Origin of the sequence: Paracoccus gahaiensis (genome assembly GCF_005048225.1) — a bacterium.
In the GTDB taxonomy this organism is placed as follows: domain Bacteria; phylum Pseudomonadota; class Alphaproteobacteria; order Rhodobacterales; family Rhodobacteraceae; genus Paracoccus; species Paracoccus gahaiensis.
Genome location: NZ_SUNI01000004.1, coordinates 57,624 through 71,967 on the forward strand (window position 1 = coordinate 57,624; position 14,344 = coordinate 71,967).

Consider the following 14,344-nt stretch of genomic DNA (forward strand, 5'->3'; position numbering starts at 1 on the left):
GTCGCGCGCAATGTGCCCCAGTTGGCCGGGACGAAAAAGGTCGGATCGGCGGCAGGCAGCGGATTGCCCCCGGCGGTCACCGCTCTAAGGTGGGGGCATGGACAAAGTGACACAGCCGCCCGTGATCGACCTGCAAGACCGGCGCGCCCTTCATCAGGGGACGTGCGACCGGCCCTTCGCGATCCTGGGGCCGAGGCCGATGACGCAAGGGCAGTGGCTGACGGTCTATCATCCCGATCTGGCCGCCCTGACGGTCGAGACCGGGGCGGGGCGGATCGACCTGCCCCGGCTGGAGGGGGATCTGTTCGCGGGGGTCATCCCCGCCGGGCCCTACCGGTTGCATGCCCGGTCGCGGGACGGGGCGGAATGGCAGTTCGACGATCCCTATCGCTTCGGCCCGGTGCTGGGCGAGGTCGACCTGCACCTGCTGGCCGAGGGCACGCATCGCCACCTGTGGCGGGCGCTTGGCGCGCATGTGATCCGGCACGAGGGCACCGCGGGCACGCATTTCGCGGTCTGGGCACCCAATGCGCGGCGCGTCTCGGTCGTGGGGCAGTTCAATGCCTGGGACGGGCGCCGCCACCCGATGCGCCGCGTGGGCCAGGGGGTCTGGGAGATCTTCCTGCCCGGCCTGGCCGAGGGCGCGCTCTACAAGTACGAGATCCTGGATGCGCAGGGGGGCGTGCTGCAGAAGGCCGACCCGGTGGGCTTCGGCAGCCAGCATCCGCCCGAGAAGGCCAGCGTGGTCCGCGACATCACCGGCTATGGCTGGAAGGACGCACCTTGGATGGCGGGCCGGGCGGCGCTGCAGGACCGCCGTGCGCCGATCAGCATCTACGAGGTGCATCCGGGCAGCTGGCGGCGACGGCAGGACGATGGCGGGCGGCCCCTGTCCTATCAGGAGATGGCGCGCGAGCTGGTCGCCTATGCCCGCGACATGGGCTTCACGCATCTGGAGCTGATGCCGGTCAGCGAGTTTCCCTTCGACGGCTCCTGGGGCTATCAGCCGGTGGGGCTCTATGCGCCGACCATCCGCTTCGGCCCCCCGCACGAGTTCCGCGATCTGGTGGACGCCGCGCATCAGGCGGGGCTGGGGGTGCTGCTGGACTGGGTGCCCGGGCATTTTCCGACCGATGCCCATGGGCTGGCACGCTTCGACGGCACCGAGCTTTACGAACATGCCGACCCGCGCGAGGGGTTCCATCAGGACTGGAACACCCTGATCTACAATTACGGCCGGGTCGAGGTGCAGAACTTCCTGATCGCCAACGCGGTCTACTGGCTGCAGGAATATCATGTCGACGGGCTGCGCGTGGATGCGGTGGCGTCCATGCTGTATCGCGACTATTCCCGCAGGGACGGCGAATGGGTGCCCAACCGGGATGGCGGGCGCGAGAACTATGAGGCGATCGGCTTTCTGCAGGCCATGAACGTCACCGCCTATGGCGAGGCGCCGGGCATCATGACCATGGCCGAGGAAAGCACCTCCTATCCCCAGGTCTCGGCCCCGGTCGATGCGGGGGGCCTGGGCTTCGGGTTCAAGTGGAACATGGGCTGGATGAACGACGTGCTGCGCTACATGAGCCGCGATCCGGTCCATCGGCGCCATCACCACGACCTGATGACCTTCGGCCTGATGTATGCGTTTTCAGAGAACTTCATCCTGCCGATCAGCCATGACGAGGTCGTCCACGGCAAGGGCAGCCTCTTGCACAAGATGCCGGGTGACGACTGGCAGCGCTTTGCCAATCTGCGCGCCTTCTACGGCTTCATGTGGGGCCATCCCGGCAAGAAGCTGCTGTTCATGGGCTGTGAGTTCGGCCAGCCCGAGGAATGGAACCACAACGGAGAGCTTAACTGGCAGGCCGCCGGTCAGCCGATGCACCAAGGGGTGCAGGCGCTGGTGCGCGACCTGAACCATCTCTATGCCGCCACGCCCGCCTTGCACGTGAAGGATGCCGATCCCGAGGGGTTCCAGTGGATCGCCACCGATCCCGCGCAATCGACCTTTGCCTGGATCCGGCGCGGCGACGTTGGCGATGCGCCGGTGGTCGTCGTGTGCAACTTCACCCCCGTGCCGCGCCCCGGCTTCCGGATCGGCGTGCCGCAGGCCGGCCATTGGCGCGAGGCGGTGAACACCGATGCCGCGGTCTATGGCGGCAGCGGCAGCGGCAATCTGGGCGGGGTCGTGGCAGATGGGGAACCTCGGGACGGCCAGCCGGTTTCGATGACAGTCACGTTGCCACCCCTATCGGTGGTGATCTTCGTGGCGGAAGACTGAGTTCTGATGATGGGGGGGAGCCCAATGGTGGAAACGCAGCGGTTGACGCGTCGCGCAATGGCATTCGTGCTGGCAGGAGGCCGGGGCAGCCGGTTGCAGGAGCTGACCGACCGGCGTGTCAAGCCCGCCGTCTTCTTCGGCGGCAAGACCCGGATCATCGATTTCGCGCTGTCGAACGCGATGAATTCCGGCATCCGCAAGATCGCGGTGGCGACGCAATACAAGGCGCACAGCCTGATCCGGCATTGCCAGCGCGGCTGGAACTTCTTCAGCCCCGAGCGAAACGAGTTCCTGGACATCCTGCCCGCCAGCCAGCGCACGTCCGAGCATCACTGGTATCGCGGCACCGCCGATGCGGTGACGCAGAACATCGACATCGTGGACGATTACGACGTCGACTACATCGTGATCCTGGCGGGCGACCACATCTACAAGATGGATTACGAGATCATGCTGCGCGAGCATGTCAAAAGCGGCGCGGACGTGACCGTGGGCTGCCTGACCGTGCCGCGGATGGAGGCCAGCGCCTTCGGCGTCATGGACGTGGACGAGGCGGGGCGCATCGTGTCCTTCCTGGAAAAGCCCGCCGATCCGCCCGCCATGCCGGGCCAGCCGGACAAGGCGCTGGCCTCGATGGGCATCTATGTCTTCAGCTGGGCCTTTTTGCGCGACCTGTTGGTGCGCGATGCCGAAGACACGAATTCCAGCCATGATTTCGGCACCGACCTGATTCCGGGCATCGTCCGGAACGGCAAGGCGATGGCACATCGTTTCGACACTTCCTGCGTGCGCGAACCCGGCGCGCCGGCCTATTGGAAGGACGTGGGCACGGTCGATGCCTTCTGGCAGGCCAATATCGACCTGACGGATTTCACTCCGGACCTGGACCTGTGGGACCGCGACTGGCCGATCTGGACCTATTCCGAAAGCACCCCGCCCGCCAAGTTCATCCATGACGAGGCCGACCGCCGGGGCGTGGCCGTGTCCTCGATGGTCTCGGGGGGCTGCATCATCTCGGGGACCGAGATCCGCAACTCGCTGCTGTTCACGCAGGTGCATACCAACAGCTATGCGGTGCTGGACCATGCGGTGGTGCTGCCCCATGTCACCGTGCAGCGCCATGCGCGGCTGCGCAATGTGGTGATCGACAGCCGCGTCATCATCCCCGAGGGGCTGGTCGTGGGCGAGGACCCGGCCGAGGACGCGCGCTGGTTCCGCGTCAGTGAGGGCGGCATCACCCTGATCACGCAGGACATGCTGGACCGCCGGGCGGCGGGCCTGTGATGCAGGTCCTGTCGGTCGCCTCGGAATGCGCGCCCCTGGTCAAGACCGGGGGGCTGGCCGATGTCACAGGCGCGCTGCCCGGCGCGCTGAAGGGTGCGGGCGTGCGGATGCGCACGCTGCTGCCGGGCTATGCGGCGGTGATGCCCGCCTTGCAGGACCCGGTGGCGGTCGCGCATTTGGACGATCTCTTCGGCGGCCCCGCGACCCTCTTCGAGGCGCATTCTCACGGTCTGGACTTGCTGGTGATCGACGCACCGCATCTGTATGGGCGGTCGGGCAATCCCTATGCGGGCCCCGACGGGCGCGACTGGCCCGACAATCCCGAACGCTTCGCGGCCCTGTCCTGGGTGGGGGCGCATGTCGCGGCCCACGGGGTGGGCGGCTGGCGACCGCAGGTGCTGCACGGTCATGACTGGCAGGCGGGCTTCATGACCGAATACCTGCGCGGCTTCGGGGCGGGCGACGTGCGCACCGTCCTGACCATCCACAACATCGCCTTCACCGGCGCCACCGACCGGTCCCGGATCGACGCGCTGCGACTGGATCCCTGGCGCTTCCACCCCGAGGGCTACGAATTCTACGGCGCCGTCTCGCCGCTGAAGGCCGGGCTGATGGGGGCGGATGCGCTGACCACGGTCTCGCCCAGCTATGCCGAAGAGCTGATGACCCCGGAATTCGGCATGGGGCTGGACGGGGTGATGCGCCACCGGCAGGGCGCGCTGACCGGCATCCTGAACGGCATCGACGATGCGATGTGGAACCCCGCCACCGACCCCGCGATCATCCGCTATGACGACCCGGCGGACAAGCGCCATGCCAAGGCCGCCCTGCAGGCCCAACTGGGCCTGCCGCAGGCCGCGGGACCGCTCTGCGTCATCGTCTCGCGCATGACCCATCAGAAGGGGCTGGACCTGGTGCTGCAGACGCTGCCCGATCTGCTGGCGCAGGGCGGGCAGCTGGCGGTGCTGGGCTCGGGCGACCCGGGGCTGGAAGAGGCGTTCCGGCAGGCCGCGCAGGATCCGAACGTGGCCGTCCGCATCGGCTATGACGAGGCCTTCTCGCACCGGCTGATCGCGGGCGGGGACGCGATCCTGGTCCCCTCGCGGTTCGAGCCCTGCGGCCTGACGCAGATGTACGGGCTGCGCTATGGCACCGTGCCGGTCGTGGCACTGACCGGGGGGCTGGCCGACACGGTCATCCCGGCCTCGCCCGCCGCGCTGTCGCAGGGGGTGGCGACGGGCATCCAGTTCGCCCCGGTCACGGCAGGCGCGCTGCGCAGCGCGCTGGCGCGGCTTGGCACGCTGTATCGCGACCCCGACACATGGTCCCGCCTGCAACGGAACGCCATGGCCCAGCCTGTCGGTTGGAGCCGGTCGGCCCGGGCCTATGCCGATCTTTACGAAAACCTCACCCATCGGGGATAGGCTTGCATCCTGCGAGCGATCCGACGATGCACCTTGGCAGGGTGCAGCACGGCCCGGATGACGGCCCTTTGACGACGGGATGCGAATGATCCAGCGATATGCGATGACCGCCGGGCGATCCGCCCCCTTGGGCGCGACCTTCGACGGGGCGGGGGTGAACTTCGCCCTCTTCTCGCAGCATGCCGAGCGGGTGGTGCTGTGCCTTTTCGACGAGCGGAACCGGGAAACCCGTGTCGACCTGCCGGAACGCGAGGGCCATGTCTGGCACGGCCACATCGCCGGGTTGGCGCCGGGGCAGCGCTATGGCTACCGGGTCCACGGCCCCTACCTGCCGGCCGAGGGGCATCGCTTCAATCCCAACAAGCTGCTGATCGACCCCTATGCCAAGCGGCTGACCGGGCGGCCCGCCGCCCATGACGCGCTGTTCGGCTATCGCGCGGGGCGGCCCGAGGCCGACCTGACCTTCGACCGGCGCGACAGCGCCCCCCACATGCCCCGGTCGGTAGTCGTGGATCCCAGCTTTGCCTGGGGCGAGGACCGGCCCCTGCGCCGCCCCCTGTCCGAGACGGTCATCTACGAGGCGCATGTGAAGGGCCTGACCGCCGGGCGCCCCGACATTCCCCATCGCGGCAGCTACCTGGCCATGGCCTCGGACCCGATGCTGGAGCATCTGACGCGGCTCGGCGTCACCGCGATCGAGCTGATGCCCGTCCATGCCTTCGCCGACGACCGCTTCCTGACCGACAAGGGGCTGACGAACTACTGGGGCTACATGTCCTGCGCCTTCTTCGCGCCCGAGCCGCGCTACATGCAGGTCGGAGAGATCGCCGAGTTCCAGCAGATGGTCGCGCGCTTTCACACGGCGGGGATCGAGGTGATCCTGGACGTGGTCTACAACCACACCGCCGAGGGCAACGAGCTGGGCCCGACCCTGTCCTTCCGGGGGCTGGACAACGCCGCCTATTACCGGCTGGCCGAGGATCCGCGCTTCTACGTCAACGACGCGGGCACCGGCAACGTCCTGGACCTGGACAGCCCCTTCACGCTGCGGCTGGTGATGGACAGCCTGCGCTATTGGGTCGAGGTGATGCATGTGGACGGGTTCCGCTTCGACCTGGCCTCGGTCCTCGGACGCACGCGCGGGGTGTTCGACCGCGACGCGCCGCTGTTCCGGGCAATCCGGCAGGACCCGGTGCTGAACCGCGTCAAGCTGATCGCCGAGCCCTGGGATATCGGTCCCGGCGGCTATCAGCTGGGCGCCTATCCCGCGCCCTTCGCGGAATGGAACGACCGGTTCCGCGACCAGGTGCGCAGCTTCTGGCGCGGCGATCCGGGCCTGATCGGCAAGCTGGCCAAGCGGGTGGCGGGATCGGCGGCGCGCTTCGACCATGACGGGCGGGCCGCGACCAGTTCGGTCAATTTCGTGGCCTCGCATGACGGCTTCACGCTGATGGACACGGTCAGCTACGCCGACAAGCACAACGCGGCCAATGGCGAAGAAAACCGCGACGGCCACAACCACAACCTGTCCGACAACATGGGGGTCGAGGGGCCGACGGACGACCCCGCCATCCTGGCCCACCGCGATCGCCGCCGCCGCAACCTGATCGCCACGCTGATGCTGTCGCAGGGCACGCCGATGCTGCTGGCGGGCGACGAGCTGGGCAATTCGCAAGGCGGCAACAACAACGCCTATGCGCAGGACAACCCCACGGGCTGGGTGGACTGGGACAGCGCCGATCCCGCCTTCCTGGGCTTCGTGCAGCGGGTCATCGCCTTTCGCGCCGCCCATCCGATCCTGCGGCAGCGGCGCTTCCTGCACAGCCAGCCACGGGCTCAGGACGGGTTGCCAGACCTGTTCTGGCGCCGCGCCGACGGGGCGCCCATGACGACCGACGACTGGAACGACCCCGACCGGCGCCTGCTGGCGGCCGAGATGCGCATGGCCTCGGGCACGCCCGCCTATGCGGCGCTGCCGGGTGCGGTGTTCCTGGTCTTCAACAACGGGCCCGAGGCGCAGGTCGTCCTGCCCGAGGCGCCGCAGGGTGCCTGGCGCCGCCGTCTGGACAGCGCGCGCGACGATGCGGTCGATGCGCCGGGCGTCTCGCCCGTGTCCATCGCCGCCGACAGCGTGGCGGCCTTCGTGCTGACGGACCCGGGTGATCCGGCCTGACCGTCCGCCCATCCCTTGGGCAGTCGCCGCCGGACCACACCGTCTGCCCGGATGCGCACATCCGTCGCAGTTGACGAGAGGTAAACCGGGGCTTTTCAACTTAGCCGAAAGCTGTCACCACAATCACGGCAAATGGTCGCGCCGAAAGGGCGGGACGGACATGCGAAAGGCCGAATGTGACCCAAGCTCTGACGGCAGAGGATCTGCGCGACCAGATCCTGCATCACCTGACCCATACGCAGGGGCGCGGCCCCGAATTCGCCACCGTCTTCGACTGGCGGCTGGCGGTCAGCTTCACCGTGCGCGACCTGATGGTCGGCCCCTGGGTCGATGCGATCCGCGCCGCCCGCGACCAGGGCGCCAAGCGGGTCTATTACCTGTCGATGGAGTTCCTGATCGGCCGCATCCTGGGCGATGCGATCATCAACCTGGAACTGAAGCCGCAGATGGGCGACGCCCTGACCCTGCTGGGCCTGGACGAGCAGGTGATCCTGGAGGACGAGCCCGACGCCGCGCTTGGCAACGGGGGCCTGGGGCGGCTGGCGGCCTGCTTCATGGAGTCGCTCTCCTCGCTGAATTGCCCGGCCTTCGGCTATGGCATCCGCTACGAGCACGGCCTGTTCCGCCAGCGCTTCGAGGGCGGCCAGCAGGTCGAGACGCCCGAGGACTGGCTGAACCAGCCCCATCCCTGGGAATTCGTGCGCATCAACTACAGCTACGAGATCGGCTTCAAGGGCCATGTCGAGACGGTGGACGGCCGCGCCGTCTGGCAGCCGGGCGAAAGCGTCATCGCGCGCGCGCATGACACGCCGGTGATCGGCTGGCAGGGCCATTGGGCCAACAGCCTGCGCCTGTGGGGGGCGCTGCCGACGACGCTTCTGGACCTCAAGCGCTTCAATGCGGGCGATCACACGGCGGCGGCGGAACCCGAAGCGCTGGCCCGGACGCTGTCGCGCGTCCTCTATCCCGACGACACCACGGAATCGGGCAAGGAGCTGCGGCTGAAGCAGGAATATTTCCTGACCTCGGCGGCGCTGCAGGACATCATGGCGCGGTTCATGTCCGAGCATGGCGATCTGGACCGACTGCCCGAGAAGGTGGCGATCCAGCTGAACGACACGCATCCGGCCATTGCGGGGCCGGAGCTGATCCGCCTGCTGATGGACGATCACGGCCTGCCCTTCGCCCGCGCGCAGGATCTGGCGCGGCGCACGCTGAACTATACCAATCACACCCTTCTGCCCGAGGCGCTGGAGCGCTGGTCCACCTGGCTGATGGGCCGCGTGCTGCCTCGCCACATGCAGATCATCCAGATGATCGATGAGGATCACCGCATCACCTCGGGCCGCCCCGCGCAGCTCGGCATCGTCCAGGGCGATCAGGTCCATATGGGCGAGCTGGCCTTCATCATGGCCAGCCGGGTGAACGGCGTCTCGGCGCTGCATACCGAGCTGGTCAAGGACACGGTCTTTGCCGACCTGCACAAGCTGCATCCCGACCGCATCGTGAACCAGACCAACGGCGTGACCCCGCGCCGCTGGCTGCGCATGGCCAATCCGGGGCTGACGCTGCTTCTGGACGAGACGATCGGCACCGGCTGGACCAAGGATCTGGACCAGCTCTCGGGGCTGGAGGCCCATGCCGGGGACGGGGCCTTCCTGGACCGGCTGCACGCCGCCAAGCGCGCCAACAAGGTGGCGCTGTCGGACGGTCTGCTGGCCGATCTGGGCGTCCGCGCCGACCCCGACGCGATCTTCGACGTGCAGGTCAAGCGCATGCACGAATACAAGCGCCAGCTTCTGAACGTGCTGGAGGCGATCGCGCTGTGGCACCGCATCCACGAGGCGCCGAACGGCAACTGGACCCCGCGCGTCAAGATCTTCGGCGGCAAGGCGGCGCCGGGATACTGGCTGGCGAAATCGGTGATCCACCTGATCAACGACGTGGCCGCGACGATCAACACCGATCCGGTGACCCGGGACCTGCTGCAGATCGCCTATCCCCCGAATTACAACGTCTCGATGGCGGAAAAGCTGATCCCCGCCGCCGATCTGTCCGAACAGATCAGCACGGCGGGCAAGGAGGCGTCCGGCACCGGCAACATGAAGTTCACCATGAACGGCGCGCTGACCATCGGCACGCTGGACGGGGCTAATGTCGAGATCCGCGAGCATGTGGGCGCCGAGAACTTCTTCCTGTTCGGCCTGACCGCGTCCGAGGCGGCAGCGGAGAAGGCCCGCCCCGGCCATGCCCGCGCCGCCATCGAGGCCAGCGAGAACATGAGGATCGCCCTGCAGCTGATCGCCGAGGGGCGGTTCGGGCGCGCGGAAAGCTGGTATTCGCTGCTGGACCGGACGTGGAACGACGATCCCTTCCTGGTCGCGTCGGATTTCGACAGCTATTTCGCGGCGCAGCGGGCGGTGGACCGGGCCTATGGCGATCCTGCGGAATGGGACCGGATGGCCTGCCTGAACATCGCGCGGTCGGGGTTCTTCTCGTCCGACCGCACGATCCGGGGCTATATGCGCGACATCTGGCATGCGAGGCCCGTGACGCCGGCATGAGGCGGAAGGCCCCCGTGGTGCACGGGGGCCGCTCGTCGGGCGACCTCAGGTCGGGTCAGGCGCGAAAGCGCTGCGCGGCGGGCAGGTACTGCATCAGCAGCCAGTAGCTGACGCCCGCCGGGATCAGGCTGGCATACCAGCTGATGCCCGAGAAGATCAGCGCCACGACCACCCCGATCACCGTGGCGATCACCGCCGCCGGGTTTCAGCCGCGATAGGGGCCGGTCGCGTCGTAATGATGGTCGATGTTCAGGGTCTGCCGGCGGATCACGTAGTAATCTACGACAAGGATCGCGAAGATCGGTCCCAGAAACGCGCTGTAGGTGCGGATGAACAGCCCCAGCCCGGCGGCGGATTCGTCGCGCACCAAGAGCCAGGGGAAGGTCGCGAAAGCCAGCAAGCCCACGATCACCGCCGCCGCCTTGTAGGGCAGCTTGAACACATCCATCATCGCATAGGCGGGCGGGACGACATTGTTCAGGATGTTCGTCGTTACCTGCGCGAAGGCGATGAACAGCAGCGTCACCACCAGCAGGACCGGGTTGTCCACCGCGCTGGAGAAGACGCGGATCGGATCGACCTCGCCGGTGGCGGACGACACCATCAGCCCGATCAGCCCCATGAACAGCGTCGCGGGCAGGATCGAGTTGGCATAGATCGCCACCTGCCGCCCCCGGCCCACCTGATGCTGCAGCTCGCGCGAATAATCCGACACGTTCAGCATCATCGTGGAATAGACGCCCAGAAACAGCATCGTGGCCCCCCAAAAGGGCGCGCCCCAGGTGCCCTCGGCCTGAATCAGGTTGGTGCTGATCTGGTCGCCATAGCGGCTGATGACGCTGAAGAACATATAGACCAGCGCGCCGATGATGAAGACGGCGCCGATGTTCTCCAGCCATTTGATGCCGTGAAAGCCCAGCACCGACAGGCCGATCTGCAGAAACTGGAAGCCGATGAAGAAGGCCCAGATGTTGGAATAACCGAACATGGTCTCGGACACGAGGTTCAGCGCCCCCGCCCCGATCCAGCTCTGGAACCCGTACCAGACGATGGCGGGGACCGACCGGACCAGCGCGGGCAGGCGCGTGCCGGAGAAGCCGTAGGCCGCGCGGGCCTGCACCATGAAGGGGATGCCGTATCTGTGGCCCGCGCGGCCGTTGATCATCAGCGCGACGCCGATGACCGTGCAGCCGATCGCGATGGCCAGCACGGTCTGGAGAAGGTTCAGCGTGCCGACCAGCCCGGACCCCACCGTGAAGGTGCCGATGCTGACGCAGCCGCCCAGCCAGGCGAACAGATAGGACCACGGGTCCATGATCCGCGTCTGCTGCGGGGCGAGGGATTCCTCGCCGATCTTCTTGTCGTCGAAAGCCTCCGCCGGGGGCTCGGCGGTCAGGATGCCTTGGGTCATGGTCAGATTTCCCTGTTGAAGGAGATGACGGTTTTCTTATTTTTGGATCGGTCGCGCATAGGCGCCGATCTTGGAGGTCTTCAGCCCGGCGCCGACCAGCGCCTCGGCCAGCTTCACGGCCACACCCACGCCGTCGATGACCGGGATGCCGCATTCCGCGCTGAGCCATTCGGTCAGATCGGCCATGCCCGCGCAGCCCAGAACGACCGCCTCGCAGCGGTCCTCCTCGATGGCGCGCAGGATTTCGGCACGCACCCGGTCGCGTGCCTTCGATCCGGGCTCTTCCAGCGCCAGAACCGGGATTTCGGCGGACCGCACGCGGCGGCACTGGTGGTCGCGCCCGTAGCGGCGCACCAGTTCCTCGATCACGGGAACCGAGCGGGGCAGGGTGGTGACGATGGAGAAGGAGGTGGCGATCATGCCGGCAGCGGTGACGGCGGCCTCGCAGATGCCCAGAACGGGGCCCGTGGCGATCTCGCGGCAGGCGCCGATGGCCGGATCGTCGAAGCAGGCCACCACGATGGCGTCGGCGCCCTGGGCCTCGGCCTCCTGCACCTCGCGCAGCAGATGGGCAGCGCACATCACCTCGTCGAAATGCCCCTCGATGCTGGCGGGGGCGCCATGGGCGGTGCGGCCCTCGATCTCGACGCCCGGGCCTGCGACCGCGCGGGCCGAGGCGACGATCTTGTCGGTCATCGAGGCGGTGGAGTTGGGGTTGATCACAACCAGTTTCATCGGTCTCTCCGGTCCTTGAGTCTCTCATTGCTAACATTGATTGTTAACAATCAATAATCATATTTTTCTGCCGCATTCATTTGCAGAACATTCTTGCGGACGCATAAGGAAGATGCACATTGGAAATCATGGACAAGCCTCTGGAATCCCTGATCGTCGACAGCATCCTGGACGCGATTGCCGACCAGCGGCTGCCTGCGGGAACCAAGCTGGGCGAGCAGGCGCTGTCCGAGGTCTTCGGCTGCAACCGCGCCCATGTGCGCCGCGCGCTGTCGATGCTGACCGGCTGGCAGGTGGTCGATCACCTGCCCAATCGCGGCGCCTATGTGGCGACCCCCACGCCCCGCGACGCCCGCGACGTGTTCCAGGCCCGCCGCGCCATCGAGACGACGATCTGCCGCAATGCCGTGCGCGAGGCGACTGACGCTGATCTGGACGATCTGCGCGCGCATCTGGCCTCGGAGGATGCGGCGCGCGGGCATGACAACCGCCCTGCGCTGATCCGGCTGTCGCGGGGCTTTCACATCCTGCTGGCGCGGATCGGGCGCAATCCGGTGCTGGCCCGCTATCTGGACGAATTGACGATGCGGTCCTCGCTGATCATCGGGCTCTATGCTTCGGGCCATGCGACGCTGTGTGCCGAGGATGAACATGCCGGGATCGTGGCTGCCATCGCCGCGCGGGACGAGGGGGCGGCGCTGGCCCTGCTGGACGCCCATCTGCGCCATATCGAGGCCGGGATCCGCTTCGACGATGCCCCCCCGGCGGTGGGGGCGTTATCGGCGGCGCTGCGCGTGCCGCGCTAGCGCGCAAGCCCGATGCGGGCGGCGGCGCGGCGTTCCAGTCCTTGGAAGCCCGCATGGATCAGCACGGCGATGATGCCGACGACCATGCCCCCCTGCAGGACGAAGGCGGTGTTGGCGGACAGAAGGCCCGCGATGATGACCTCGCCCAGGGTCCGCGCCGCGACGGTCGAGCCGATGGTCGCCGTGCCAAGCGAGATCACCGCCGTCAGCCGCATCCCGCCCAGGATCACCGGCAAGGCAAGCGGCAGGTCGACCTGCCACAGCCGCTGGCGGGGGGTCAGGCCCATGCCGCGCGCGGCCTCGGCCACGTTCCGGGGCTGGCCGGTCAGGCCCGCCAGCGTGTTCTCGAACACCGGCAGCAGTCCGTACAGAAACAGCGCCACCAGCGTCGGACCCGCGCCGAAGCCCATGATCGGCACGGCCAGCGCCAGCACCGCGACCGGGGGAAAGGTCTGGCCCACGCTGGTGATCGTGCGCGCCAAGGGCAGGAACTCGCGCCCCGAGGGACGGGTCACCAGCACCGCCAGCACCAGCGCCACCACGGTCGAGGCCAGCACGGCGATCCCCACCAGCGCCAGATGCGACAGGGTCAGCGACCAGAGCGGGGTCTGGGTATAGATCGCGGCGGCATTGTTGCAGGTGAAGGGGTCGAACAGCGGCGCGAAGCTGCCGGGGCGGGCCAGGAAGGCCAGCAGAACCAGCAGCGCCGCCCCCAGCAGGACCCGCCCCGTCATTCCGCCGCCCGCGCCGCCGGCGCCGCCTGCGCCCGCAGGGCCGCCAAGGTGATGACGCCGCCCCCCTCGACCGGCAGGGCGTCGCGCCCGCTCCACAGGCATTCGGCCAAGGCGTCGCGCAGGCTGGCATCGCGGGGCAAAACGGGGCCCGCGGCATGGCCCTCGGCGGCCAGCGCAAAGGCCGGGGTCAGGGACAGCAGGTGGAAGGGCCGCTGGTCCAGGCCGATCAGGTCGCGCACGAAGGGGGTGGCGGGCGCGGTCAGGATCTCGGACGGGGGCGCGTACTGGACCAGACGCCCCTTGTCCATGACGGCGATGCGGTCGCCCAGGGTCACCGCCTCTTCCATGTCATGGGTGACCAGGATCAGCGTCGTGCCCAAGCGGCGCTGGATGTCGCGCAGATCGGCCTGCGCCTTGGCGCGGATCACCGGGTCCAGCGCCCCGAAGGGCTCGTCCATCAGCAGCAGGTCGGGCTTGGCCGCCAGGGCGCGGGCCACGCCCACGCGCTGCTGCTGGCCCCCCGACAGATCGAAGGGCATGCGGTCGCGGAAGGCGTCGGGCTCCATCTGGAACAGGGTCAGCAACTCGTCGACCCGGTCTCGGATCTTCTCTGCAGGCCAGCCCAGAAGGCGCGGGACGGTGCCGATATTCTGCGCCACGGTGCGATGCGGGAACAGCCCGTGCCCCTGGATCGCATAGCCGATGCGGCGGCGCAGCAGATGGGCCGGCCCCTCGCGCGTGTCCCGCCCGTCGATCAGCACCTGACCGCTGGTCGGCTCGACCAGCCGGTTGATCATGCGCAGCAGCGTCGTCTTGCCCGACCCCGAGGTGCCGACCAGCGCCGCGATCTGGCCCGGCTCAACCGTCAGGGTGACATCCTCGACCGCGGGGGTGCCGTCGTAGATCTTGGTGAGGGCGCGGATCTCGATCAT

11 protein-coding genes are annotated in these 14,344 nt (G+C 67.9%); 6 read left to right on the forward strand and 5 right to left on the reverse strand.

Annotated features, from left to right (window positions below; translation table 11 throughout):
* The first annotated feature begins 97 nt into the window (after nt 1-97).
* The 5 genes from glgB to FA743_RS06560 all read left to right on the forward strand — a co-directional run bounded on the left by glgB (nt 98) and on the right by FA743_RS06560 (nt 9,726).
* Nucleotides 98-2,281, forward strand: coding sequence for a 1,4-alpha-glucan branching protein GlgB (gene glgB, locus FA743_RS06540; protein ID WP_136885077.1), 2,184 nt, complete (start codon nt 98-100; stop codon nt 2,279-2,281).
* A gap of 24 nt (nt 2,282-2,305) precedes the next feature.
* A complete protein-coding gene (glgC, locus tag FA743_RS06545) occupies nt 2,306-3,565 on the forward strand; it encodes a glucose-1-phosphate adenylyltransferase (RefSeq protein WP_136885078.1) in 1,260 nt (419 codons plus the stop codon).
* Complete coding sequence (glgA, locus tag FA743_RS06550; RefSeq protein WP_136885079.1) at nt 3,565-4,989, forward strand: glycogen synthase GlgA; 1,425 nt, start codon at nt 3,565-3,567, stop codon at nt 4,987-4,989. The genes glgC and glgA overlap by 1 nt, the downstream gene beginning before the upstream one ends.
* A gap of 85 nt (nt 4,990-5,074) precedes the next feature.
* The gene (gene glgX / locus FA743_RS06555) at nt 5,075-7,162 is read left to right on the forward strand and encodes a glycogen debranching protein GlgX (protein WP_136885080.1); all 2,088 of its coding nucleotides are present in this window, start codon (nt 5,075-5,077) and stop codon (nt 7,160-7,162) included.
* Nucleotides 7,163-7,338: 176 nt separating this feature from the next.
* The gene (locus FA743_RS06560; protein WP_246054861.1) at nt 7,339-9,726 is read left to right on the forward strand and encodes a glycogen/starch/alpha-glucan phosphorylase; all 2,388 of its coding nucleotides are present in this window, start codon (nt 7,339-7,341) and stop codon (nt 9,724-9,726) included.
* 55 nt (nt 9,727-9,781) lie between these two features.
* On the opposite strand, the gene FA743_RS20580 is transcribed toward FA743_RS06560, so the two are convergent.
* Genes FA743_RS20580 through FA743_RS06570 form a run of 3 tightly spaced genes read right to left on the reverse strand, consistent with a single transcriptional unit; the run spans nt 9,782 to nt 11,872 of the window.
* A complete protein-coding gene (locus FA743_RS20580) occupies nt 9,782-9,919 on the reverse strand; it encodes a hypothetical protein (RefSeq protein ID WP_246054862.1) in 138 nt (45 codons plus the stop codon).
* Between the two features lie 12 nt (nt 9,920-9,931).
* The gene (locus FA743_RS06565) at nt 9,932-11,137 is read right to left on the reverse strand and encodes an NCS1 family transporter (protein ID WP_246054863.1); all 1,206 of its coding nucleotides are present in this window, start codon (nt 11,135-11,137) and stop codon (nt 9,932-9,934) included.
* A 36-nt stretch (nt 11,138-11,173) separates the two neighbouring features.
* Nucleotides 11,174-11,872 carry an aspartate/glutamate racemase family protein gene (locus tag FA743_RS06570; protein WP_136885081.1) on the reverse strand — a complete coding sequence of 233 codons (699 nt, stop codon included), beginning with the start codon at nt 11,870-11,872 and terminating at the stop codon, nt 11,174-11,176.
* Nucleotides 11,873-12,000: 128 nt separating this feature from the next.
* Here FA743_RS06570 and FA743_RS06575 point away from each other — a divergent pair, with 128 nt between their 5' ends.
* Complete coding sequence (locus FA743_RS06575; protein WP_136885082.1) at nt 12,001-12,678, forward strand: GntR family transcriptional regulator; 678 nt, start codon at nt 12,001-12,003, stop codon at nt 12,676-12,678.
* Here FA743_RS06575 and FA743_RS06580 read toward each other — a convergent pair.
* Entirely contained in the window at nt 12,675-13,412 is a 738-nt protein-coding gene (locus FA743_RS06580; RefSeq protein ID WP_136885083.1) for an ABC transporter permease, read from the reverse strand. The genes FA743_RS06575 and FA743_RS06580 overlap by 4 nt on opposite strands.
* Nucleotides 13,409-14,344 (reverse strand): ABC transporter ATP-binding protein, encoded by a 936-nt coding sequence (locus tag FA743_RS06585; RefSeq protein ID WP_136885084.1) that lies wholly within the window; start codon nt 14,342-14,344, stop codon nt 13,409-13,411. The genes FA743_RS06580 and FA743_RS06585 overlap by 4 nt, the downstream gene beginning before the upstream one ends.

Bases quoted from the DNA above. Each gene is read 5' to 3' on its own strand.
- glgB (WP_136885077.1), top strand. From the start codon at position 98: ATGGACAAAGTGACACAGCCGCCCGTGATCGACCTGCAAGACCGGCGC.
- glgC (WP_136885078.1), top strand. From the start codon at position 2,306: ATGGTGGAAACGCAGCGGTTGACGCGTCGCGCAATGGCATTCGTGCTG.
- glgA (WP_136885079.1), top strand. From the start codon at position 3,565: ATGCAGGTCCTGTCGGTCGCCTCGGAATGCGCGCCCCTGGTCAAGACC.
- glgX (WP_136885080.1), top strand. From the start codon at position 5,075: ATGATCCAGCGATATGCGATGACCGCCGGGCGATCCGCCCCCTTGGGC.
- FA743_RS06565 (WP_246054863.1), bottom strand. From the start codon at position 11,137: ATGACCCAAGGCATCCTGACCGCCGAGCCCCCGGCGGAGGCTTTCGAC.
- FA743_RS06570 (WP_136885081.1), bottom strand. From the start codon at position 11,872: ATGAAACTGGTTGTGATCAACCCCAACTCCACCGCCTCGATGACCGAC.
- FA743_RS06575 (WP_136885082.1), top strand. From the start codon at position 12,001: ATGGACAAGCCTCTGGAATCCCTGATCGTCGACAGCATCCTGGACGCG.
- FA743_RS06580 (WP_136885083.1), bottom strand. From the start codon at position 13,412: ATGACGGGGCGGGTCCTGCTGGGGGCGGCGCTGCTGGTTCTGCTGGCC.
- FA743_RS06585 (WP_136885084.1), bottom strand. From the start codon at position 14,344: ATGATCGAGATCCGCGCCCTCACCAAGATCTACGACGGCACCCCCGCG.